20 protein-coding genes are annotated in these 24,320 nt (G+C 44.6%); 10 read left to right on the plus strand and 10 right to left on the minus strand.

What is annotated here, in order from left to right; all coding sequences use genetic code 11:
• Positions 1-68 precede the first annotated feature (68 nt).
• Complete coding sequence (locus ACLWBB_RS04525; RefSeq protein WP_413290381.1) at positions 69-677, plus strand: SIS domain-containing protein; 609 nt, start codon at positions 69-71, stop codon at positions 675-677.
• The gene (locus ACLWBB_RS04530; protein WP_413290382.1) at positions 677-1,276 is read left to right on the plus strand and encodes a D-glycero-alpha-D-manno-heptose-1,7-bisphosphate 7-phosphatase; all 600 of its coding nucleotides are present in this window, start codon (positions 677-679) and stop codon (positions 1,274-1,276) included. Before ACLWBB_RS04525 ends, ACLWBB_RS04530 begins: the two co-directional genes overlap by 1 nt.
• Positions 1,277-1,436: 160 nt before the next feature.
• On the opposite strand, the gene ACLWBB_RS04535 is transcribed toward ACLWBB_RS04530, so the two are convergent.
• The 3 genes from ACLWBB_RS04535 to ACLWBB_RS04545 are packed head-to-tail and all read right to left on the minus strand — an operon-like array spanning position 1,437 to position 4,414.
• A complete protein-coding gene (locus ACLWBB_RS04535; RefSeq protein ID WP_413290383.1) occupies positions 1,437-2,429 on the minus strand; it encodes a lysylphosphatidylglycerol synthase transmembrane domain-containing protein in 993 nt (330 codons plus the stop codon).
• Positions 2,430-2,445: 16 nt separating this feature from the next.
• Entirely contained in the window at positions 2,446-3,300 is an 855-nt protein-coding gene (gene kdsA, locus ACLWBB_RS04540; RefSeq protein ID WP_413290384.1) for a 3-deoxy-8-phosphooctulonate synthase, read from the minus strand.
• Positions 3,301-3,310: 10 nt separating this feature from the next.
• Positions 3,311-4,414 (minus strand): DegT/DnrJ/EryC1/StrS family aminotransferase, encoded by a 1,104-nt coding sequence (locus ACLWBB_RS04545; RefSeq protein WP_413291586.1) that lies wholly within the window; start codon positions 4,412-4,414, stop codon positions 3,311-3,313.
• Between the two features lie 238 nt (positions 4,415-4,652).
• On the opposite strand from ACLWBB_RS04545, the gene ACLWBB_RS04550 reads away from it, so the two are divergent.
• The 4 genes from ACLWBB_RS04550 to ACLWBB_RS04565 all read left to right on the plus strand — a co-directional run bounded on the left by ACLWBB_RS04550 (position 4,653) and on the right by ACLWBB_RS04565 (position 9,943).
• Positions 4,653-6,011, plus strand: coding sequence for a mannose-1-phosphate guanylyltransferase/mannose-6-phosphate isomerase (locus ACLWBB_RS04550; protein ID WP_413290385.1), 1,359 nt, complete (start codon positions 4,653-4,655; stop codon positions 6,009-6,011).
• 49 nt (positions 6,012-6,060) lie between these two features.
• Positions 6,061-7,455 (plus strand): OmpA family protein, encoded by a 1,395-nt coding sequence (locus tag ACLWBB_RS04555; RefSeq protein ID WP_413290386.1) that lies wholly within the window; start codon positions 6,061-6,063, stop codon positions 7,453-7,455.
• A gap of 77 nt (positions 7,456-7,532) precedes the next feature.
• Entirely contained in the window at positions 7,533-8,927 is a 1,395-nt protein-coding gene (locus tag ACLWBB_RS04560) for an HD domain-containing phosphohydrolase (RefSeq protein WP_413290387.1), read from the plus strand.
• A 191-nt stretch (positions 8,928-9,118) separates the two neighbouring features.
• On the plus strand, positions 9,119-9,943 hold the full coding sequence (locus ACLWBB_RS04565; protein WP_413290388.1) for a TIGR02147 family protein: 825 nt from the start codon (positions 9,119-9,121) through the stop codon (positions 9,941-9,943).
• Here the strand turns inward: ACLWBB_RS04565 and ACLWBB_RS04570 are convergent.
• The 4 genes from ACLWBB_RS04570 to ACLWBB_RS04585 all read right to left on the minus strand — a co-directional run bounded on the left by ACLWBB_RS04570 (position 9,940) and on the right by ACLWBB_RS04585 (position 15,235).
• A complete protein-coding gene (locus ACLWBB_RS04570; RefSeq protein ID WP_413290389.1) occupies positions 9,940-10,425 on the minus strand; it encodes a hemerythrin domain-containing protein in 486 nt (161 codons plus the stop codon). The genes ACLWBB_RS04565 and ACLWBB_RS04570 overlap by 4 nt on opposite strands.
• Positions 10,426-10,534: 109 nt before the next feature.
• Positions 10,535-12,439, minus strand: coding sequence for a response regulator (locus ACLWBB_RS04575; protein WP_413290390.1), 1,905 nt, complete (start codon positions 12,437-12,439; stop codon positions 10,535-10,537).
• A gap of 305 nt (positions 12,440-12,744) precedes the next feature.
• Positions 12,745-13,590, minus strand: a complete 846-nt coding sequence (locus tag ACLWBB_RS04580; protein ID WP_413290391.1) for a LysR family transcriptional regulator — start codon at positions 13,588-13,590, stop codon at positions 12,745-12,747.
• A gap of 64 nt (positions 13,591-13,654) precedes the next feature.
• A complete protein-coding gene (locus tag ACLWBB_RS04585) occupies positions 13,655-15,235 on the minus strand; it encodes an FAD-dependent oxidoreductase (protein ID WP_413290392.1) in 1,581 nt (526 codons plus the stop codon).
• Between the two features lie 193 nt (positions 15,236-15,428).
• On the opposite strand from ACLWBB_RS04585, the gene ACLWBB_RS04590 reads away from it, so the two are divergent.
• Positions 15,429-17,933 carry an ATP-binding protein gene (locus ACLWBB_RS04590; protein ID WP_413290393.1) on the plus strand — a complete coding sequence of 835 codons (2,505 nt, stop codon included), beginning with the start codon at positions 15,429-15,431 and terminating at the stop codon, positions 17,931-17,933.
• Between the two features lie 22 nt (positions 17,934-17,955).
• Entirely contained in the window at positions 17,956-18,639 is a 684-nt protein-coding gene (locus ACLWBB_RS04595; protein ID WP_413290394.1) for a response regulator, read from the plus strand.
• Here the strand turns inward: ACLWBB_RS04595 and ACLWBB_RS04600 are convergent.
• A complete protein-coding gene (locus tag ACLWBB_RS04600; RefSeq protein WP_413290395.1) occupies positions 18,636-19,424 on the minus strand; it encodes a hypothetical protein in 789 nt (262 codons plus the stop codon). The two genes, ACLWBB_RS04595 and ACLWBB_RS04600, sit on opposite strands and share 4 nt — an antisense overlap.
• A 175-nt stretch (positions 19,425-19,599) precedes the next feature.
• Between ACLWBB_RS04600 and ACLWBB_RS04605 the strand changes: the two genes are divergently transcribed.
• Positions 19,600-20,241, plus strand: a complete 642-nt coding sequence (locus ACLWBB_RS04605) for a hypothetical protein (RefSeq protein WP_413290396.1) — start codon at positions 19,600-19,602, stop codon at positions 20,239-20,241.
• An 8-nt stretch (positions 20,242-20,249) separates the two neighbouring features.
• On the opposite strand, the gene ACLWBB_RS04610 is transcribed toward ACLWBB_RS04605, so the two are convergent.
• Positions 20,250-21,848 carry a tetratricopeptide repeat protein gene (locus ACLWBB_RS04610; protein WP_413290397.1) on the minus strand — a complete coding sequence of 533 codons (1,599 nt, stop codon included), beginning with the start codon at positions 21,846-21,848 and terminating at the stop codon, positions 20,250-20,252.
• A 144-nt stretch (positions 21,849-21,992) separates the two neighbouring features.
• Between ACLWBB_RS04610 and ACLWBB_RS04615 the strand changes: the two genes are divergently transcribed.
• Positions 21,993-22,964 carry an SDR family oxidoreductase gene (locus ACLWBB_RS04615; RefSeq protein WP_413290398.1) on the plus strand — a complete coding sequence of 324 codons (972 nt, stop codon included), beginning with the start codon at positions 21,993-21,995 and terminating at the stop codon, positions 22,962-22,964.
• Between the two features lie 38 nt (positions 22,965-23,002).
• On the opposite strand, the gene ACLWBB_RS04620 is transcribed toward ACLWBB_RS04615, so the two are convergent.
• On the minus strand, positions 23,003-24,184 hold the full coding sequence (locus ACLWBB_RS04620; protein ID WP_413290399.1) for a glycosyltransferase family 1 protein: 1,182 nt from the start codon (positions 24,182-24,184) through the stop codon (positions 23,003-23,005).
• Positions 24,185-24,320 lie beyond the last annotated feature (136 nt).

The following is a 24,320-nucleotide window of genomic DNA, read 5'->3' on the forward strand; positions in this document are numbered from 1 at the left end:
GTTCGAGGTGAGCTTTCAGATGCTTCCAAGGATGTTTTTTGATAGTATTGTAGGCAAGTGAGGTTCCCGTGGATTATAAAGCTTATATTCGTGAAAGTTATCAAATGGCCGCTCAAAATATGCAGGCCCTTGCTCAATCTGAAGAAGTCATTAATAGCTTTGCAGGCGCAATAAACACGATCGTCGAATCCTATAAAAAGGGCGGCTGCATGTATATCGCGGGTAACGGCGGCTCGGCAGCAGATGCTCAGCATATTTCTGCGGAACTTGTAGGAAAGCTTGCGAAAGATCGTACCCCAATTCGCGCTTTTGCTTTGACGGTGGATACCTCATTTTTGACGGCGGTTGGTAACGATTATGGTTATGATCATATCTTTTCTCGTCAAGTGATGGGATTGATGAAGCCAGAAGATACTTTCTTGGCTATCACAACATCAGGCAACTCTAGCAATATCATTACGGCTCTAGAAGCTTGCCGCAAAGTAGGGGCTAAAAGCATCTTACTATCTGGAAAAGATGGCGGGAAGATCAAGCAAATGGGCTTGGCGGATCATTACATCATCGCTCCTGGAGCGAATACTGCGAATATTCAAGAGGCTCACATTGTGACCTATCACACTCTGTGCTTCATGATCGAGAAGGCTTTAGTGGAAGCCGGACTGGTAAAATACTTCTAATGTCGGCGAACGAGAAATCCCTGGAAGGTTTTGGTCATCAACGCTGTTTGTTTTTAGACCGCGATGGGGTGATCGTTCACGATATTCCTTATAATACAGATTTAAGTAAAATTACTCTGAAACCCGGAATTATAGAGCTATTAAAAAAAGCTCATGCTCAAGGTCTGTGGGTAACTATCGTCAGCAACCAATCTGGATTGGGTCGTGGTTATTTTTCTTGGACGGACTATCGCAAAGTTCATCAGAAAATTTGTCAGCTTTTGGCCGCTCAAGGCGAGTGGGTGGATCTAGCTTTGTGCGCTCCTTTTTATGAGGGAACTGCATTTACCCAAGCTAAATCTCGTCCGCACTTTCGTAAACCTGAAGTTGGAATGTTCAAACATGCCGAAGAAGAGTTAGGGGTTTCTTTCCCAGATTCTTTGATGGTGGGTGATAGTGCGACGGATTTGATTCCTGCGTTTCACTGTGGAGTTCGTAAGCTCTATTTGGTGACTTCTGAAAAACAAACCGGTGAAATTGCGAAGCTTGAAGAGTTTAAGAAAACTCACACTGATTTTCAGTATCAACTAATATCTAATTTCTCAGAGATTTCTTTTTAGAAGCTATCTCATAAATCCAAATCCCGCGTTGTTGCAGCGGGCTCCTGCCCTTGCCTTCGGCTAAAGCTCAGAAATAGCATCCTGCTATTTCTGTCGTCGTTGCAGTACGCTATGTACAGCTTCCTCCTCGCGCCTTGACTTTGAATTTATGAGATAGCTTCTAATTCTGACTGACTTTTTCAGGAACGCGCTCTTTTCTTTGCATATAGAAATAAGCGCCAAGAAGTCCTGATAGGAATTGTGCAACCTGCAAGGCCGTGATGGTTGTAGGGCCCAAATCTGTTGGATGGCCCGTGTAGATATTAAACAAGAAATAGAACGCCGCTTGTCCGACGCCCACGCCCGCAGGAGAAATAGGAACGGCTGTCGCCATGAATCCCAACGGGGCAACAAGGAAATAGGTTTGCCACTTCATCTCGGCGCCAAGGCCTGAAGCTGTGCCCGCAAGAATCATGAACAAGATTGAAAAAGTTTGTGCCAAAAGGCTGATAATCACACTTGCAATGAGGTATTTGTAGTTGCGGCCATACATGTGCAGTGATTCATAAATACGAGTTGTCTTTGAGTTTCCTGGCAACTTTAGAAGCAAGCGTTTAAAACTGCCGCGGTCGTAGAGCTTTTGCGAGAAAATCATACCGAGACCCATTGTTGCCACCACGAACAAAATAAGAATCGCAGTCCACAAAAGTCGAAGGGTTGGGTGATCTTGGACGTGATTCCAGTCCAAAAGCATTGCAAACAACGCCATTAGTATCATTGCATATAGACCTAGCACACGGTCCATAAGGACGCTAGTTGCAGCGATCATTTTGGATTCAGGATGATCTTTCGTGAAATAGAAAGCTTTGACCAAATCTCCACCAACACCACCTGGAACTGCAAAATTAAAAAAGATGCCGATCATGGTTAGCTTGAAGGTCTGCCAAGAGTTTTGATGGTGGTCTTGAGTTTGTAAGAGCATGCGCCAGCGTTCGCTGGTTAAATACATGTTCGCAAAAATTAAACAAAATCCAGCAGCAAGATATTGAGGCTGAAGAAGGTTGGCCAATGCTTTAAAATTGAGTTTGCCGGATTGAACAAGCCAAATGATAAGACCCAAGGCAAGGACCACCTTGAGTGCTTGAACTATAAGGTTTTTGGCTTTTTTTCGCATGGCTTAATTAAGCAAATTAGAAGTGAGATTGCCAGATCTTTTGTAGATTCTTGAGCATCGCTTCCAAGTTTTTTAATGGCAATGAGGTCGGACCATCGCACAATGCGACTTCTGGATTTGGATGAGTTTCCAAGAAGATTCCATCCACACCAACAGCCATTGCAGCGCGCGCTAAAGGCCATACCATCTCTCCGCGACCGCCACTGCTTTCGCCGGTAGCGCCAGGAAGTTGGGTTGAGTGAGTAGCATCCATAATCACTGGGAAGCCAAGTTTACGCATTTCCACAAGGCCGGTCATATCGTTGATTAAACGATTGTATCCGAATGTAGTACCGCGCTCACACAAGAGAAGTTTATTGTTGCCAGCGGCAACGGCTTTATTTGCAATGGCTTTCATATCCCAAGGCGCTAGGAACTGACCCTTCTTGATATGAATGACCTTCTGAGTTTTAGCTGCTGCAACGAGCAGGTCTGTCTGACGAGACAAAAATGCAGGGATTTGCAAAACATCAGCAACTTTTGCCGTATCTTCTACTTGAATGGTTTCATGAACATCCGTCAAAAGCGGGCAGTTGAGTGCCGTCTTGATTTTCTCAAGGCTTTTCAAGGCACTGTCGGCGCCAGGGCCGCGGAAGCTTCCGAGGCTTTGACGGTTGGCCTTGTCGAATGAGCATTTTAAAATCCACGGGATGCCTAAGGCCTTGGTGACTCTTTGGATTTCTTTACCAGTTTCGAGCACCATTCCTTCGTCTTCGATGATGTCTGGGCCGGCAAAGAGGACAAAATTCTTTCCGTCCCCCCAAGTGATATTTCCTTGAGAGGTCTGAAGGGTCACTGTTTTTTCAAGAGCATTAAAACCCGTGGTCGACATAGGAATTTCCTTATTTCATTGCGCTGATAACAGCCGCGATAATTTTATCCTGAGTTGCTGTATCCATATCCGGATACATTGGCAAGCTAATCACATGATCCGCAGCATGGCGAGCCTTGCTAATGTCATGAGTACATGGAGTGTTTTCTTTATACCAAGGTTGATCTGGCATTGTGCGAGGGTAGTGAACAGAAGTTGGTACGCCTGCATCCGTCAGCTTCTTTTGGAAGTCTGCGCGGTTTGGAACAGCCAAAGTATACTGCGCCCAAACGCTCTTTCGGTCAGATTTTACTAAAGGAACAACAAAGCCTGGAGTTTTGATCGCTGCAAAAGCAGAATTGTAACGGTCTGCAATTTTTTGTCTTTGCTCAACTTCCCAATCGTATCTTTCAAGTTTTGAAAGAAGAATAGCACATTGAATTGTATCCAAACGACCGTTCACGCCAAGGCGTGTGTGGTAGTAGCGAGTCTCTGAACCGTGCTCGCGGATCTCTTTCATTGCTTTGTTCAGCTTCTCATCATTCGTGAAGATCGCGCCACCGTCACCATAGCAACCAAGAGGTTTTGCAGGGAAGAAGCTTGTGGCGCCTACGATAGATGCATTGCTGGATTTACGATCTTTGTAAGAGGCACCATAGCTTTGAGCCGCGTCTTCAATCACATGAAGATTGTGCTTTTTGGCTAATGCATTGATCTCATCCATGTCAGCCATTTGGCCGTATAAAGAAACAGGAATGATAGCTTTTGTTTTAGGAGTGATTGCTTTTTCAATGGCCTTTATATCGATGTTGTAAGTTGCAGGATCGATGTCGACATAGATCGGTTTTGCGCCAACTAAGCAAATTGTTTCAGCAGTTGCGATAAACGAGAATGCCGTTGTAATAACCTCATCACCAGGGCCGATTCCCAAAGCCATCATTGGAATGACCAAAGCGTCTGTACCGCTTGCGCATGCAAGGGCATATTTTGTGCCTGTGTGTTGTGCCAATTTTGTTTCGAGTTCGGCGACTTCAGGACCATTCACGTAAGCGCCATGATCTAAAACTTTTTGAATGCGAGAATCGATAGAACTTTTAAGGGCCTTGTACTGAGCCTTGAGGTCAATAAATGGAATACTCATGAAAAAATCCTCCTGATGAAGCTTAGATTATGTCTGGATCGTCACAGAAAGTCCAATTTTCCACGACGAAAAAACAGTCTAAATTCTTGATTCATCGCTGGTATTTTGTGGGTTTTCATCGACACTGTCGTGAATAAGACTCAGATTTGGATGACGATCTGAATCAATGTGTGGCTATTAGTAGACGATTTCAAGGTCATTTGCTTTTATGGGCTTTTGTCAGGAGGATCTTTTGATTCCAGTTATACTTTCAGGTGGCAGTGGCACCCGTTTGTGGCCAGTTTCCCGCGCAAATTTTCCTAAACAATTTTGTGATCTTTTTGATGACTCCTTGCAAAGCTTAACTCTGAAGCGCTGCCAAGGTTTAGGACCTTTGTGGATTGTGACGGGTTCTGGTTTAAAGACTCTGACTGAAGCAAATTTGAAAGAATTGAATTTGCAAAACGTAAGCACCATCTACGAACCGGTTGCTAAAAACACAGCTCCTGCCGTTGCAGTTCTTGCTCAAGTGTTGGTAACGCGTGGATTGGGTGAGGAAGTCGTAGGGGTATTCCCATCGGATCACCTAATTCAAAATAAAGAGTCCTTTTATCAGGCCGTACGTAGTGCAGAAAAACTCGCGCAAAACGGCGCGATCGTCACTTTAGGAATTAAGCCTGATCATCCAGCTACTGGATACGGGTATATCCAAAAAGACAAAGCTTCGAATAAAGTTTTAAAGTTCCATGAAAAACCGTCTCTGGAGACTGCAGAGAAATTCTTGGCATCTGGAGATTTCTTCTGGAATGCGGGCATGTTCATTTTTAAAGCGAAAGTGATGCTTGAAAAATTCCAAAAGTTACAGCCGGATATTTACAAGATCGCCAGTCAGTTAAAGGCTGATTTGAGCAATCTTGACGAAGTTTATGCGCAGTTTCCGAATATCTCTATCGATTACGCGATTATGGAGAAATTGAGCTCAGACGAACTGTCTTGTGTGCCTGCGGATATGGCATGGAGCGATGTTGGGTCTTGGGACGCAGTTGTAGATGTCGTTGATGGGCAGGGGTCTGACGGCCCTTTAGAAATCAAAGGCAAGCATAACTTCGTTTTTGGTCGTGAAGGGAAAATGTATTCCTTTGTAGGTACAGAAGATCTCATTTTGGTCGACACCGCGGATGCGATGATGGTCGTCAAAAAAGGCCAATCTCAGGAAGTGAAGCAAGTAGTAGAGGTCTTGCAAAAGCAGGGCTCTAGTTTGACTAAAGATCACGTTTTTGAAAAGCGCCCATGGGGGGCCTTTGAGATTTTGCGTGATACCGACCATTTTAAATCAAAAGTGATCACTGTAAATCCGCGATCACAGATTTCCTACCAGTCTCACAGTAAACGAGCTGAGCACTGGATTATTACTCGTGGGCAAGGTGAGGTCGTACTAAACGACCAGGTGATTCCGGTCAAAGCGGGCAGCCATGTTTTCATCCCTATTGGAGCTAAACACAGAATTCGTAATACCTCTGACGAGATGATCGAGTTTGTGGAGGTTCAGTTAGGAACTTATTTCGGCGAGGATGACATCGTTCGATATCAGGATGATTATAAGAGAACATAAACAAACTTAACGCGTGACTGTTCGGTGAAAGTTTAGTGATAATTTCCTCATGAGCTTTTACAAAAAAATACTCGTTCTAGTTTTTGTCTTTATTCAATGCCAAATGTCCCAAGCAAACGTACTTGGGACCGACTCTCAGACCTTCAATCCGACCACGAATGGTCTTGATTTTGTGACGGTTCACTCGTCGGCGACTCTAGAGCCCGGCATTGTGAATATTGGTTTTTTTCTGAATTACGCTGTGAATACTCTTCCATATCTCTACGGAGTTGGTGGTGCCGGAGCAACGCGCACAAGGTTCAATGACCGCCTTCTTTCTTCTGACTTGAATTTTGGAGTGGGTCTTGCGCCGAACTGGGATATTGGATTCTCTTTTCCGTACTTGTGGTCTCAACAAGTCGACGACGGCGGGCAGCTCGGACGTTATAGTCAAACGGGTGTGACTGGCCAGCGTATGAATACCAAGTACCGTTTCTTTAACGGTGAGAGCTGGGGATGGGCGGCTATCGCGTCCGTCGATAAAAGTTTGGTTGAAAATAACCCTTACACCGGTGATGGTCCGGGCCCAACTTTCAATTTAGAAGTCGCTGCCGACATCATGCTAAATGATATCTTACTAGGATTTAACTTTGGTCACCGCTGGCGTTCTCCGGGTAGTAGTCTTGCGACGACTTATGGAATTTCTCCACTGCCAAATCAATGGATTTACTCAATGGCAGCGAGCTACTTGCTCTCTAGTTTGGACACGAAGCTGATCGGAGAGATTTACGGAAGCTATCCCAATGGGAAAAGTGGTGATGCTCTTACTCAAAACGTTTCCGATCGTGAAAGGTCTTCTTTAGAGGCTCTGTTCGGAGTGAAATATGATTTGACGACAAGCCTTGCCTTTCACGTGGGTGGCGGTACTGAAATCTATCACGGTACGGGCACTCCGGCATGGCGTGTGTATTCTGGTGTAAACTATGCGTTCGGTCCTGTGTGGGGAAAGAGCCCTTTGGCGGCAGCACCTCAGCCAATGCGTGACGTAAGAAATCTTCCAAAGGTTCAAAACTTCACTCTGACGTTCCTTCGCTTCAAGTTTGACTCGACAGAGTTGGATCCAAGTTCCTTCAAAAATCTAGATACTGTTGTGCAGATGATTCGCGCGACTCCAAATGTACAGAAAATCTTGGTTGAGGGGCATACGGATTCTGTGGGCGCCGAAGCTTACAATCAAAAGCTCAGTCAGGCTCGCTCGAATACGGTGAAGACTTATTTGAAAGATCACATGCCGGAACTCAACAAAGTTGACTTCCAAGCCATCGGATACGGAGAAAGTCGTCCTATCGCGAATAACGGAAATTACCAAGGGCGTGCAAAAAACCGTCGTGTTGTAATTCGCGTGACTCGTAAGATTATGGTGGGCGATAAGCCAGAAACCGAAGAAAGTTCCATCACTTTCTAATTAGTTAGAATCCATTCTGTCGAATAACATCTTGCTCAAGATTTAAGCAGCACCCAGGCTTAAGTCTTGGCGGGTGTATGAAATCTATCGATTTAGCTGTTGTGTCTTCGGATTCACGTTTCCTACAGCGAGCGACGGACGTGGCTCGTGTTTTCGGTTTTGAATATGAAACCTTTGAGAGCGTCGATGTCTTTTTTGAAAAAGGCGAGGCCTTTAAAGGCGTCACTTGCATCATCCTCGATTGCGGAAAAATTGAAAAATCAAATGAAGCTGCGGGAATGACCCAAGTGGCATGTCAGATGGCTGCCGACAGTTACATTATCATTGTCATGAACTCGAAGTTGAGACCCGAAGATGCACGTATCATCAAGGCCTCGGGAGCCTCGTTGGTAATGATGGAAAATGAATTTTATGCTTCAAGTAAACTTGAGTTTGTGACCTCGCAAGTGATTAGGTCGGCCTACATTCCTGTAAAGAATGTCGATCTAGTGCCAGGAACTGAGGTGGATTTTCCGTTATTTCACTTAATGCCCGTGAATAAGAAGTTTCTTAAAGTTGCGAAACCTGGAGTTATTATTCGGGAAGACTTTCTGCAAAAGTATCAGGATGTCGGAGAGTTTTATTTACGCCGCCAGGATTTAGCAAAGTGGGTAGAATATTCTCATGGGTTTGAAGCTGACGACAGTCAGAGTCTGCTCAGAAAATGTCGGTTGCGTTTTTTGCAGCTCAACCAGTCTTTTTTAGAATTAGCTCTGATGATCAGCGATCAAAGCTCGGCGGCCTCGTTTGCGCTTGGGAAAGAGATGTACGGAACCTGCGAGGCCTTTGCGACGGAACTGTTAGATTCTTTGACTCATGTTCAGAATCCTTGGGTCGTGATTAACAGCTCTGCAGTGGGTGATTTTGGTTCTTTAGAGAGAGCTCCGGCGATTGCGGCATATGCAGGGCTTTTAAGCTCTCTTTCAAAAACGGGTGATCCAAAAGAGGTGATGATTGGTGCCTTGTTAGCGGACGTGGGGTATCTGGAGTTGTCTCCGTCGACCTCTGCCAAAATCCGAGAGAATCGAGTTCAAGATATGCACGACGAAGAAAAAATGGAATACAGTAAGCATCCGATCTATAGTCTTAACCAATGTCTTTCTAGAAAACTGCCATTTTCAGAGGCGATCAAATCAATGATTCTGCAGAGCCATGAGCGTGCGGATCAAAAAGGTTTTCCTAATAAAATCAACTCCGATAAAATCGTTGAAGAAGCTATGTTGATTCGTTTGTGTTGGGAGTTGGATAATGCAGCTCAGATCCGCCTTGGAGAAGAGCGTCGAGATATTAATGCAGTCAAAAATGAAATTGCAGGAGACTATCTCAGCTCGATGGGAAGTTATTCCGTGGGTTTTATGATCAAAATGCAGCCGATCATTCTCAAACCGGATGAGCTCGAAGAAAAAACTTTGGGTAAAGTACGCATTCATTAAGTATACGGGTATTCCTACTTAGTTTTTCGAAATTTAAAATCTATAATCTTAGACCTTTGATTTCTTTCGGAAAAATCCGATTATCAGCCGAACACATCCGAGCATACTCGCGCTGGGAGGGCTTTCGACGCTCGTCAATGTGGACAAAGTGAGTGATTGAGATTTCAATTTTCTGAAGGTATGCAATAGATGTGAAGAATACCAGTGTCTATTATGAAGACTATCGTAAATACCTCAAGGAAGCTTTCGAGAAGCGAGTTGCTAGGAATCCTAGCTATTCTCAGCGTGCTTTCGCCCGAGATTTGGGCTTGGCGATCTCTACTCTAACAGAGCTTATGAAGGGAAAATACGGATTGTCTTCGGAGCGCGCTTTAGACGTCGGGCAGCGCCTGAGTCTCAGTGAAGCTCAATGCCAACATTTTGCTGATTTGTTCACAATGAAATTTGCGCGCAGTGATGTTGCCAAGAAAAAAGCCAAAGCAGCTGTGCAAAAGCGCTTGAGCCAAGTTGCGCAAGAAATTCAGGATGATGCTTTTCTGACGATCTCCGAGTGGCATCATTTAGCACTTTTGGAGCTTCTCGAGATTGAAGCCCACTCTTTTGAGAGCAGCCATATACTGGCTGCACGTCTTGGAATTTCTAAAGATGAAGCGCATGCTTCGCTGCAAAGATTAGAGAGATTGGATTTGATCTTTGAGAAAGAGGGACGTTTGGTTCCAACAGGGGATGTGACGTCCGTTGGCGATGGAAAGGCCTCTGAGGCAGTTCGTCGTTTCCACGCTCAAATTCTTGAGAAAGCCCACAAGGCATTGGCGCTCTACTCGATTGAAGAGCGCGAGATGTCATCGACTGTTTTTTCGATCAATCGCAAAGATTTGCCCTCTGCTAAAAAATATCTGCAGAACTTTCGACGCGATTTTGCGACTCGTTTCTCTAAAAGCAGTAATCTGAACGATGTTTTTTGCTTAAGCGTTCAGTTCTTTAGCGTTTTAGAGAAAGAGTCTGTTAAGGACTAGTGAGCTGCATGAGTAGGGATGTATTTACTTTCTTGCTCTTTCTGCGGTGATTTTGAGTGCTCGCTAAAGAGTTCTCGGTACTCCTTACCTAATTCTTTACGTATATCCGGGCTGAGCATTTTATTAATCTTTGGAAAAAGATCTTTTTCTTCCTCATCAATATGATGCTGTAATAGCTCACATACGACAGTGAACTTAGCTTCCCATACATGATTTTCGCGAACAGTTTTTAGCTCTCTTATGAGTTGATCCACAAGGTGATGCTCTTCGAATCCCTCATACGCAAAATGTTCGATGCGACTCAGTTCCGTAATGTTTGAGTAAAGAGCTTGCTCTTCACTTTTGGAATGGGCAGGGACAAGGACGGAGAGCTTTTTGAAGATTCGCTTCTTCTCTTCAAGCGTCGTTTTTTTCTGTAAACCTGCTGAGTAAAGTTTCTTGAGACTTTGATGGTCTTTTTTTAAAGCACTGACTAAATCCATAGTCCTCTCCTTCATGATTGAAAGTGAATGTGCCTTTTATGTTAAACTATCTGTTGATGATGTCAGATCATTGTTTGGGAACTTATTTGTGACGAAAATTTCCAGCTATCTAAACAACATACTTTGCTAAAGTTCTGAAGAGCAGCTCAAAATCTACAGGCTTGGTGAGGTAGTCATTGCATCCGGCTTCGATGCAGCGATCACGATCTTCTTTCATAGCGTGCGCGGTTAATGCAATGATTGGCTTTTTGTATCCTGTCGACCGCAAGGTTTGTGTAGCAGTGCGACCGTCCATGATAGGCATTTGCACGTCCATTAAGATTACATCGTAGTCAGCACTACGGGCTTTAGCGATGGCCTCTTCACCATTGTCAGCTTGAGTGACAAGCATTTTATGATTTGAAAGAATTCGGTTCAGTAAGAGGCGGTTGATCTCAGAGTCATCGACCAGGAGAACAGATTTTCCTTGGACTTGCGACAAAGCTAAATTCGTAGCGTCTTGAGATTGCTTCTCTTGTTGAGGCTCTACAGGAATTTCAAATGGCAAGTTCACTGTGAAAGTACTGCCTCGGCCTGGCGTACTGCTTTCCAGAATCACATCACCACTCAGCATTCGAGCCAAATGACGTGAGAGCACCAGACCCAATCCGGTTCCTTCGTGTTTGCGAGAAAGAGAATTGTCAATTTGGCTGAAGGTTTTGAAGAGAAGGTGTTGTTTGTCTGAAGCGATTCCAACGCCGCTATCGCGAATGCGGAAACACAAAGAATTGCCTTTGGAACTGCATTCGATTTTCACAAAGCCATGTTCTGTGAACTTGATAGCATTGCTGAGAAGATTCATCAGAATCTGCTGCAAACGTTGTGGGTCTGTGTGGATATAATCTGGAAAAGGTTCTTTGATGTCCAAAAGGACGGAAACTTGTTTTTTTCCAAGTTTAGCTTCACATAACACGCAGACTTCTTTTAAGAGCGCGCGTAAAGAGAAACTGTGTTTTTCAATTTCAAGGTAGCCAGCTTCAACTTTAGACAGATCTAGAATATCGTTGATAATCTTCGTCAGGGATTCGCCGGTCTTTTCGATAAAGCCAACGTACTCTTCGCGCTCTTTGCGGGACAGGTTTGGATCTTGTAAAAGCTTTGTAAAACCCAAGATCGCGCCCAGAGGAGTGCGCATCTCGTGACTCATGTTTGCCAGGAACAGACTCTTTAGCCGATTTGCTTTTTCGCTATTTTTCAAATCACTGGCCATCTTGTTCAGAGTTTCGGCAAGTGAGCCAAGGTCATCTTGCGAACGAATCGGAATCTGCAATTCTAGATTTCCGGCTCCGAGTTTAGAAGCTCCATCATTGAGCTCACGCAGGCGTTGGGTCAGCCCTCGAGTGATAGAGAACGTGAGAATCAAACCTGTCGTTTCTACGGCGAGAACCGCTAAGAAGAGAGTTAGCAAAAGGACGTTTTGAAGCCAGCGTCCACCTTCGCCAAGAGCTGTCGAGAAGCGGGACTCCATGATTGTCAAATCGCTATTGATGGCGTCGATTTCATTGAGTGTCGCGCGAATCTCATCCCGGGAAGATCCAGAGGCAATATTCAAATGTAGCTGTTGCCCTAGGATGACCAACCGATCAACCATGATGTCGGCTTGGGACCACAGGGTGACGGCTTCTTTCACATAGATGACATTACGAAAGCGATCTAAAAGATTGATAAGCCCCGGAACGTCGTCGGGGTGGTTCAGGCCTTGTTTGAAAGAGTCAGAGACATATTCATAATTGTACGGATCGTTGCCGTACATTTCTTCGCGGCCATTCCTGTCACCAAGAATAACATCGATGTGAGAGAAGAACTTTTCATAATAATTCGGGTCTTTGGTGCGAGCATATTCGTGCAGACTGATAACGGCTTCTTTTTGGGCCTTCGACCAAAGGCTTTCACCGTTGACGAATGCGCGTACTGCAGACAGCGTGTTCATCGCAAATAACAAGGTCAAGAGTTCAGCCGCGACGAGAAAGGCCATGACCCCTACGACGATATAGAGTTTGTTTGATATTGAGAGGTTACTCCACAGTCTTTTTATCTTCATACCGCTCGCAAATTAGTGTTCCACAAGATTAGATTTTTCATATTCTAGGATGCCAATAGGAGCAAAACTTGCATCGGTTTATCGGCACCATTTGCAATTTTTTCATATTATTTATGAAGGTCCTCAGAAAGCAGAAGAGGAAAGTGCATGAAAATGACTTCATACACCGTTCCAGCGTTATAGCTGCTCTCAGTCGAGCATTGTCGAGGAATCACGAAATCAAGGAAATTTTGCTGCCATTAAACATCCAACTGAATTTTTGCTAAACGGATGAGCTCTTTACCCGCACGACTTGCGAGGACCTCTTTGCGATATGCCAAATAAATTTCGTCATGAAAAACTGGCAAACCTTCACCGAAAGTAACAAGATTCGAGTTGCTCATTGCGATACGAGCAGGCAGCACTCCAACGCCATGACCTGCCATCGTCAGAGTTTTAATGAGCTCAAAACTGGAAGACTGAAGAAAACTCCAGTCTTTAAACTTTCCTTTTGTCTTTCCCATAAGAATTTCAACTTGAGGGATTCCGTTGTCGACAAGAAGCCTTTTTGGAGGCTGCGCAAGCCCCTTCTTTTTCCAGAAAGTAATTTTGTCATCGCCGAGTTTCACTAGAACTAAATCTGGATGACGTACGGGATTAATCACGTAAGCCATATCGATTTCATAAGCGATCAGACGCTCTGTAATTTTACGTGAAAAGTCATGAACGAGAGTGATTTCAAGCGAAGGGGCCTCACGGTTAAGAGAGTCCAAGAACGGAGGCAATACGTAGCTTCCAACCGCTGTATGGCAACCGACTTTGAATTTACCGGAAATTTCATTTTTAATTTTGTGAACATCATTGCGGATGGTTTCCCAACTCTCTTGCAGAGCGGTCGCTTTTGTATAAAATATTTTTCCAGATTCAGTCGGTAAAACACCTTGTTTGGTTCGGATAAAGAGATCCACTCCAAGTTTTTCTTCGAGCTTTTTGAGACTTTGGGTCAATGTGGGCTGCGTAATCGCTAAACGGATCGCCGCATTAGAGATGTGCTTGGTGTTGTAGACTTCTAGAAAATATTCGATCTCTGTCGGTGTTGCTATCATAGGGTTCTAGCTATCATATAAATCTGATTTATCAAATATATTTATGCTAGAACCCTGTCTAAAATTATTGCAAAGGCTTTTCCTGCTCTGGTTTTTTTGAAGGAGGCGTCGTTAGATGTGAAGTCTCTTTAGGACTCATATTCGAGAAGGCCGGGCCATTAAGCACCTCGCCTACGGGGTTAAATCTGGATCCATGGAAAGGGCAGTCCCAGGTTTTCTCTAGCGAATTCCAATGTAGCATTCCTTTTAAGTGAGGGCACGCTGCAGAAAATTCATGAAGGTATCCTTCCTCGTCGCGGTAGACGGCGATTTTGCCAATTCCATCACTGAGTATTGCGCCCTCGCCGGGCAGTAACTCTTCGGGGCGTCGACGGTCCTGTACGGTCAGCCAATCGGCGTATTTACTAGCGCCTTTCCAATTCTCGCGCGCATAAGTACCGAGGCCTTTCCAATTGAAGCGGCGTGGATCATAGAGCGAGGCCCAAGGATTGACTTGCCCTGCAATGAGATCACTGAGGATCATTCCAGCTACACTGCCATGAGTGATGCCGTTGCCGGAATCTCCGGAAGCGATATACACATTGTCTTCGTCACCGGGATTACGACCGATGTAGGCTAAGCCATCAATAGGCTCGATGATCTGTCCTGACCAGCGATAAACGATTTCACCCGTGAGACCTAAACGTAGACGAGTCCAATCTTCGAGATTCAAATACAGTCTTTGAGGATTGTCATTTTGACCAACACGATGATCTTCACCACCGACAATCAGAAGGTCATAGTCTTGACCAGGTACTCTTTCAATACGCACGTAGTGGTAAGGATCTTCAGTATCCCAAAAAAGAGCAGGGGTGACTTCGCCTTGAGGAACCTTCATGCCTATCACGTAGGTGCGATAGGCAGCTTCTTTAGTGTGCATTGTGACTAGGTCATTGATCGGGACATTCGTAGCAACAACAATGTGACGGCAGGAAATTTTAAAACCTTGCTCAGTTTTAACAAAAGCTAATGGGCCGCCTTTAACTTCCACAGCTTTGGTTTGTTGATAGACTTCACCACCCGATCTGCGAATGACTCTAAGGAGACCTTGCAAGTATTTGAGCGGATGAAATTGAGCCTGATTCGGAAACTGCAGGCAAGGACCTGATTCGAAGAAAGAAACGGGCGCTCGATCCAAGAGCTTCACATCCGTAAAACCAGCAGCATGAATGGCTTCGAGCTCGACATCCAACGGCCCGGTCGAATTGGGTTCTCCCTGGAAAAGATAGCCATCAACTTTCTCAAATTCACACTCGATATGTTCGTCTCTAACAATTCTTTCAATCAGTTTAATGGCTTCGTGGTGACTTTCGTATGCAAGGCGGAGTCCATCGTCACCATGCCATCTTCGTAGTTGGGCAAAGCGGTCATCCAGGGCCGAGGTGATATGGGCAGTTGAAAATCCTGTTTCGCAGTTCCCAAAAGACTCTTTGTCGATAACAGCGACTTGAAATCCTTTTTGTAACAAAAGGTACGCGGTTGTAAGCCCGCTGATTCCAGATCCGATGACACAGACGTCTGTCTTGATATCTGAATTTAGACGGGGGAAAACTGGACCTATAAGTTTTTGCCAAGGTGAATGAGTGGATTGTTGCAGATGGGACATAGATGCCTCCTCAAAAATAGCTCTTTCATGAGTTCTAACAAGGGCCTAGTTTGAACAGAAAGCGATTCGCTCAAAAGTTCTAAAATACAAAGAGTTTTCTTTGCAGTTCGGCAGTGCTGTCTAGACTGGGCCAAAGCCTTGAAATGATCTTCCAGCGGTTAACAAAAAGGCGTCACACTCCGATATGTAATTGATGGAAAAGTCTTCTTTATTCCATTTTTTGCTAAGCCGATTTGGTGCGTACTTTGGGGTGATCCTCTTAGTGGCGTCGTGCTTCTATTATTTCCGTGAAAACACTTCGAAGATTGATATTTACAGCCTGTCGCTTTTGGAAGAGAGCAAACAAAGAATTGATCAAGCGACACGAGCGAGTCTCCAATATGTCAACACCGCTAAAAGCAAAGACCTTGATGAGTACAATGCGCAAATTCTATTGGTCAGCAAAAAATTTAATGAACTAAATGATTTGTTTAAGCGATATCCTTCGCAACATAAGAAATTTGCGGAAGTTCAAAAAAGATCCAGAGCTTATTTTCTAAGCTTAAATGAGAGAATCGTACAGAGACAAAATGGGTCCCAAGATCGTGGTCTTGCAAATAAGACCGAGGTCTCAGAGGTGATTGCTCCGATGGACGAGATGATTCGGGATATCCGTGACAACTCTTCAGAGCCACTGAATGTTTTTGGATTCAACTTGCCAATGGCCCTTTGGTATTTCTTGGGCGGAGTTTTGCTGGCTTGTTTCTGTATTTTGAAGGGCCACAGTTTACAAAAAAGAAATTTGGAAGACCAAAAGCAAGATATTTCTGAGCTGAAAATTCAGTCCATTTTGCTAGATGGAATTTTGAATAGCATCAGTGAGGCCTTAATTGTTATTGATGAACGTGGGCAATTTACTCGTTACAATACGGCAGCTCAAAGAATTATTGGCAGCAAAATAAAAAGCATTTCAAGCGACGAAGATGCACGCGATTTCGGATTTTTCGACATTACGAGCCTTCAGCAGTTGGGATTGATGGAAATGCCATTTGCTCGCGCTTTGCGCGGAGAGCCCGTCGACGATCTTGAAATTCTTGTACATAACGAGCTTCATCCTGAAGGAATTTATATTAGCATTAGTAGCCGCTATCTGAGTGATATCGATGGTAGCATTCGTGGTGCTTTGGTTGTTTTCCGTGATATTAGCCGTCGTAAAGCGACGGAGCAGGAGTGGTTGCGTGCACGCGAATCGGCTCTAGAAACTGCACGTAAAAAATCGGACTTCTTAGCAGCTATGAGCCATGAAATTCGCACCCCGATGAATGGCGTTATCGGGATGACGACTTTGCTGGCTGAAACATCATTGAATGAAGAACAAAAAGATTATGTTGGAACGATCAAACGATCCGCAGGCGCGCTTTTACGTTTAATTAACGACATTCTGGACCACTCCAAAATCGAAGCTGGAAAAATCCAAATGCAAGTTCGCCCATTTGATTTGAAGTTTTTGTGTGAGGACGTCTTAGAACTTTTCCATCCAACAACCCGAGAAAAAAATATTGGGCTAGATGTCAGTTTCTTGGGGCGTGAAGAATGGAATTATATTGGGGACCCAGAGCGTCTTCGTCAGATTCTGGTGAATTTGATCGGGAACTCCGTGAAGTTTACAGAAACAGGCTATGTCAAAATCACTGTGGAATGTCTTACGACGACTCGTGGTAAATCAGAGCTTAAAATTTCAGTGATGGATACAGGACCCGGAATGAGCGAAGAGGAAAGCCAACTTCTCTTCCAAAAGTACTTCCAGACCAAAACGGGCATGAAGTACGGTGGCACAGGGTTAGGTCTTTCAATCTGTCATCAATTGGTTGAGTTGATGGGCGGGAAAATTGGTTTGCATAGCAAATTAGGGTTGGGATCTACATTCTGGTTTACAGTAGAATTGCCAGAAACAACGGCAGAGCAAATTCCAACGCAGAAAGAGCATAGTTTTGCGCCAATTTTCAAGGGACGTGTTCTGTTGGCAGAAGATCAGCCGGTGAATCAGCGTGTTGCTGTGACTTACCTGCAGAAGTTGGGACTTGAAGTAGATGTTGCCAATAACGGGCAAGTTGCAGTTGAGAAGGCCCTCGCAAAATCCTACGACGTTATTTTCATGGATTGTCAGATGCCGATCATGACTGGGTACGATGCAACCAAGAAGATCCGTGAGTTGCAAAAAGGCGAGAAGACGCCAATCGTTGCGCTGACAGCCGAAGGCACTAGTGGTGAAAAGGCCACTTGCTTCTCTATGGGAATGGATGATTTCTTAACGAAGCCTTTAGAGCTTGAGCGTCTGATTGAGGTTTTACATAAGTGGTTGAAAACAACTGCGGCAGTCCTTGATGAAGGGGCTTTGTTAAAACTGAAAAACTACGTGGTTAATAACAAGAGCCTGACGCAGGCATTGATCGAAGACTACTTTGCGTCAGCGCCGGGATTGCGAGAATCTATTCAAAGCGCCTTTAAAGAAGGAAATCTTGAAAAGATCCAAGAGAGTGCTCATGCTTTGAAGTCCAGTAGCGCTACTTTAGGTGCGACGGCGCTTGCAAACATTTGTCAGAATATTGAAGACATTGAGAACATCCAGGACGTGGAACCTTTGCTGAAGTCCATGGATGATCAATTTGAAAAGAGTCTAAGTGAACTGCAAAAATATCTGACTAAGGCAGCAGCTTAGAAGGAATGGGTAGGAGAGGTCTATGGCACATATTCTTATCGTAGATGATCAGCAAAGTGTTCTTCTGACTTTGGAAGCATTGTTGAGGAGTGAGAATCATCTGGTAACTGCCTGCACCAACGCCATTGATGCAATGGCAAAGTTGAATGGCGAACCTTTTGACTTGGTCATTTCAGACGTCGTGATGTCTGTTGGTGGTACGGGTTTGGCATTAGTACGAACGATTCGTGGTCAACCTCATTTGGCTAGAATACCGGTCATTTTGTTAACAGGTAAGCGTGAAAAAACGGATGTCGAAAAGGGGATCCAAGCAGGAGCTGACGACTACGTCGTGAAACCAATTGATCCGACTTTGTTATTGGCGAAAATTAGAACTATATTAACTAAAGAAGACAAAACTCCACGCTTTGCCGAAGCGCCAGTGAACATGAAGGCTGAGTTTGAAACTAAGACAGAAATCGTGTCGATTTCCGAGATCGGTTGTACGATTAAGTCCAATGTCTATGCGGCGCCAGGAGCTTTGATTAAAATTCATAGTGAAGTCTTTAAAGAAATTGGCATTTCCAATCCGACTTTGCGAATTGTTTCGCAAGAGGAGGGGGAATCTCAAGACGGTATGCATAAGTTGTTAGGAAACTTTGTGGGCCTGAGTGAAAGAGAACTCACGCCCTTACGTTTGTGGATTCGTAGCAAGAAGCGGTTCTAGAGCCCGCCCCAATCGAAGTAGTGGTCTTTTGCTGGAGTGTTGAGGGTTGCCTCGGTATCGTCGTCGGCGATTGTGAGTGTGATAGCGTAAAGAACCTCGGCCCATTCATCTTCACATGTAACTTGATAATCTTGATAGGCGCCACCGCCCACATAAGCCGGTGACACTACAGGAGTTGCTAGATCGATGAGATTGTTGGCAACGCCAACGTTAGTAAGAAGTGACGCGTCGTCGCCGCTAGCAAGAATATAGCGAGAATTTGAAGATTTAAGATTGTAGGTCGTTTCGGTCATCACATCAGGCAAAAAATAAGACCCTCCGACCGTCGGAAAATTTTCTATTATAGCAGGTGCAGCTCCGCCCCAACACTCCTTAAGACTGCTATCAGTACAATCAACAGCGGCGACACCCGGGGCAGGCACGAATCCTGCTTGGTCGGATTTACGATAGTAGTAAGGTTGAAAGGACACGAGCGCGCAGGTATCGGTGCTGCCAGTTCCTACTCTAAAGGAAAGATCCGAGAAATGAAGCTGAAGCTCTGGGACGCGAATTGTGCAGGCTTTAGTCGCCGGAAATACGGTCGTCGAGTCCAAATAGCAGTTACCTAGATTCGCATAGAGGTCGCTGTTTTCATATTTGCTAGAAACTTGTATAAAGAGGGGAGAACCCTCCATTTGCGCGGTATCATCACCAGAGTCGTCACCACTTGCAGCCTCGTCAGCCTTTGGAGCTGTACATGCAGTAATCGTTGCCAAAGTTAGCACAAGAAACCATCGAGCCATCATAAAACCACCTCTGGTTTATATTAGTTTATAAACCGTAGTCAGTATATTTCCCGAACACATTCTGGACTGAAGATCGGCCCGAATTCTGGAAGGAGCTGCCTATTTTCTGAGCTTTTCTTGAGGTTTTTCGCCGCTGCAGCTTGCGACTCAAGGCATTCTGGACCATATTCTGGGAATGAAAAAGCTCATCATCCTTCTTGCATTGGCATTCGTGATTATCTCAGTTTGTATGATCTACTTGGTTAAGTCGGGAGTGAGCTTACGATCTGCTCCGATCATTCGTCCGTCGGATATGTCTGAAGACCGTTCTAATATTGCCCACGCATTGGTTTACCGCCTGTCACCAGAGTTTAAAGACGCTCACTATATTTTGTGGGGCTTTCTGCCGCAAAATTCAGAATCACAAAAAGTTTTTGCTCACACTCGTACTGAGTATGAAAAAGTTTTTCAGCAACCTGTTCATATCCTCGAAAATGCAGAAGCTGCAACTGAAGCCGATTTGCAGGCTTGTGAAAAGCCTTGTTGGTTGCTGGTTTCAAAAGACAAAGCCCATGAGCTGACGAAGAATGAATTTATCGAGCAAAAACTACGACCGTTGAATCGTTCGTACTTTAGTATGACCTGGCTTGCCTTTACAAAGGCCGAACAGGTTCCTGACTTCTGTGTGCAGGAGAAACGCCTAACGCTCGAGTGTCTGAGAGTTTTAGGCATTCATGAGTTCCAAAGAAAAATGAAGCCAGGGCACCAGCACTTTTTCTTGAAAAAGTATAAGGACACTGACTTTTTCTTGTTCTTCCAAGAAAGCCCCCAGCAATAGCCAACGACCTATTTCTGCTGCTTAGCTTCGATGTCTTTCCAGATGTCGTGGAGTTCACGAGAATTCGGGGCAATAGTAAAGCCATGAGCGACGGTTTCGCGCGCCTCTGCAAGGCGTCCTGCTCTGACTAGTAAGTCTGCAAGACTGATGTAGGCTCCTACAAAGTTCGGATCGATATTGATCGCCTGAATATATTTTGGTAACGCCTCTTGAGGCTTGCCCTGCAGTTCAAAAACACGTCCTATGTTGGTGAGTGCCTGGGGGTAGGTAGGTCTTAATTCCACTGCTTTTTGCAAGAGTGGTAGAGCCTCATTGGTTTTCCCCTGAACTAGCAATAGATTGCCCAGGCCACCATAGCCATAAAAACTGCGCGGGTTTGATTGCAACATGTGGGTGAAAAGAGTTTCATCATTTTTCCAGATGCTATTCTGCTGAAAACTTATTCCTGCAAGGGTCATGATAGCCAAGGCTCCGAAAACCACTCCTAGTTTTTGTGGCCAACGGGGAGATGCAAGGATTGAAGAGATACACCATGCGATTCCGATCATCGAAATATAAAGATAGCGATCAGCAATGGTAGAAACATTTTGAAAGTTAAAAATAATAAAGCCCGAATAAGGGACCAAAGCTATCAATGCAAAGAGCAGTCCTTGAGCCCAAGATTTGTTTCTATAAGTGAACCACAAAGCGGAGGTCACCCCGAGGAGCGCTAAAATAAAGGTCCCATAGGCAAAACCTTCTTTCTGCCAAGAGTTCAATACAAACAAGGGACTCAATCCATAGTCTGGAGTCAGGCCAACAGGCCAAAAAATTTTTTGTGCGTAAACGGACAGGGCGTGCAAGGAAAGTAGAATACGATCTGAAAATACCGGAACCAAGTCAACAGAGTTATCCGGCTGAATGGTTTTAGCAATCATGGTGACAGCAATCGCCATCAGAGCCCAAACGGCTAGCCAAAGCGATTCTACTTTCTGAGGCTTTATACGTAGAGTGGAAAAACACAAAATGGCCAGCGGTACAAAAACTACCGCTGATGGTTTTGAAAGTAGGGCAAAGAGTAAAAAGAGACCCAGATAAAGACTGCGAAGAAGTTTGTGTCCTTCACTTGAAATCGCATGCATCAAGCCATTAAGAAATAGCAGTCCCCAGAAGGCTGCCAGTAGATCTCGAAATGAAGAGACCCAAGTGACGCTTTCGACCTGTACGGGATGAAGTGAGAAAATCAATGCCGCAATGACGGCATATGTTTTTCTTAAGCCCAGTCGCTGCAGCAGGAAATACACTAAAATAGTGTTCAGTGTATGCAAGAGGACGCTGCCAAAATGAAAAACAGCTGAAGGAATTTCGTCGCCTCCCAGCCACTTTGCAAATGCCATTTGGCCACTCCACACAGTGTAGGTCACAGGGGCATACATGCCAAAGTAGGATTTGCTCCAAATACTTTTCAGGTTTTCAAAACTGAACTCTGACATGGCGGGATTGTCATGCAAATGCCGATAGTCATCTAGGCTGACAAAAGAATAAGTCAGAGAGATTCCAAAAACCAAAATGATCGCAAAAATGATCAATCCAATATTTGTAGAGTGGAGACGAAAAAGTTTTTGCACATCTTGATCGTCCCACGGTTATGAAAACAGGGCAAATGACATTTTTTTGTAGGGCTGGCTGTTAGTTATTGCCGTCAAGTGGGCGTCACCAAATATCAATAAGAGTCCATTACAATTCGGGATGATCAAAAAAAGGAGATGAATATGGCAAAAATTGGAGAAAAGTATAAACCCTTACATTTGCAAACGATCGTCATCACCGGTGCATCTAGTGGCATTGGTCTAGCCACGGCAGAAATGGCTGCAAAGAAAAACGCGAGAGTCGTGATTTCCTCTCGCAATGAAGAAGACCTACAAAAGATTGCGGATAAGCTCAACGGCCGTGGTGGAAATGTTTTACCTATTAAAGCGGACGTCACAAAAATCGAAGAGATAAAGCGCTTGCGTGATCAAGCAATTGAAGCGTTTGGTCCCATCGATACTTGGGTAAATAATGCCGGTGGCTCTATTTATGGAATGTTGATGGATATTCCTGAGGAAGAGGAAAGAGCTCTCTTTGAAATGAACTTCTGGAGTGTTCGCCACGGCTGTCACGTCGCTGTTGAAACAATGAAAAATCGTGGGGGCGTAATTATTAATGTTGGCAGTGAGGTCTCGGCAAGGTCTATTCCTTTGCAGGGAATGTATTCCGCGACAAAACATGCGGTTAAGGCTTTCAACGATGCTCTTCGTATGGAGCTTGAACATGAAAACATTCCTATTGCCGTATGTCTCATTCGTCCTACAGCCATTGATACGCCGTTCCCGGACCACGCCGTGAATCGTTTAAGAAATGGCGAGCCTTCTTTGCCAGATCCTGCTCTGCATCCGGACTATGTTGCGAAAGCAATTCTTGAATGTGCCGAAAAACCAAAGCGTGATGTCTTTGTCGGTGCAGCTTCCAAGATGTCGGCACTTATGGAGTACTTAATGCCAAGAACAGCTGACAAACAAATCGAAAAAACGGCGTTCAAAGGCCAAAGCCGCGGAACTTTGATGGCTCATCGAAGAGAAAATGAAGCATTAACGGATGCGCCTCTTCAAGAAGGAGAAATGTTGGGTCATCACATTGGCAAAGTGAAGGCTAATTCCGAAATGAAAAAACCGCATCTGACGGATTCTACAAATATCCACTAATTTTTGAGAGGTCGGGAGTGGTAGCCACTCCCGTGATTTTATTGCATTTGATTTGGTTGTAAGCTTTCATAGGGCGAGTACTTGTGCATGTTGTTCATGACGCGAGTGCCTCCGAGCATCCACTCAAGTTCTGCCATGCGCGCCCATGTACTATCCCAAGAAACATAACTTAACAGGCTATCCACTTGCTTCTGCCAATCGGCTTTGCAAGCTCCTTGGAGGGCCTTTTCGATATGACCGATAAACTCTTTTGTGGTTTCGCCAATAGCGACGGTTTTCTTAAAGCCATAGTGATGGACAATATCTTGAATTGGCGTGGAAATAACTGGCTTCCCTGCGGCCAAGTATTCAAGAGTTTGGGTTGGATTAAGGAAGCGAGTTAGTTCATTCACTGCAAATGGTAATAGCGTGGCATCCCATCCAGAAATATACATTGGTAGATCTTTGTAGTCTTTTTTCCCAAGATAGAAGATATTAAAATGTCGCGGCAAACAAGCGGGATCAATATTTACAATAGGGCCGACGAGAACAAAACTCCAATCTCTGCGTTGCAGGGCCATTCTTTCAAGAAGCTCTAGATCCAGTCGTTCATCAATAACCCCAAAATATCCTACCCTTGGATGTGGAATGTTTTCTTGGTCCTCGGCATCTATCAGGTGAGTTCTAGCGCAAGAAAAGTGTTCAAAGTCGATGCTGCTAGGCATGTGGTGAATATTGTGATGGAAATACTTTTTAACATCATGAAGAGCAGAGCTTGCGGTAAACACCAAGTCTGCCCGGTATAATAACTCGGTTTCTAGGTCCGCATAGTTCATAGGTGCTCCGGCACATTTTGAAAGATCTTCTGCAAAATCATACAATACTGCCATAGGGGTTAGGTGCCGAGTGTAGGCTAATGCCGTCGGAGTCGAGTACCAAAGAGTGAAAGCCTGAAATCCTTCATCGTTGACCAACTCGCTTACTAAACGCATGAGAGAACATTCTTGCTCGATGGTGCTGAGGCCTTGTGGCAAATAGGGTGTGACGACTTGAACGTTCTCTGGGGTCTCTCGGATATGATAACGAGGAATTTTCGTCATCCCATAGATGGGCTCTTCAAAGAAAAAAACGCGGCGGAAGATTGCGAACCGAGACATCAAATGCTGCGATCTTCGAAACACAAAATCCCATCGCATATGCGAGAAAACCAATAGATCGGAAGTTTCACAAAGTATTTCCATCAAAGTCCTCCTCATGTTGACTAAAAACGATATTGTGTTGGTTTCTTGTTTGTGAGTTGAAATCTTGAAAAAGATGCAACGAATCGTCGGCAATCAGGTATCGTGAATAGTGAGAGGCCGCATAGAACCGACGTGA

Source organism: Bdellovibrio sp. HCB337 (assembly GCF_047302465.1).
Classification (GTDB): domain Bacteria; phylum Bdellovibrionota; class Bdellovibrionia; order Bdellovibrionales; family Bdellovibrionaceae; genus JACMRP01.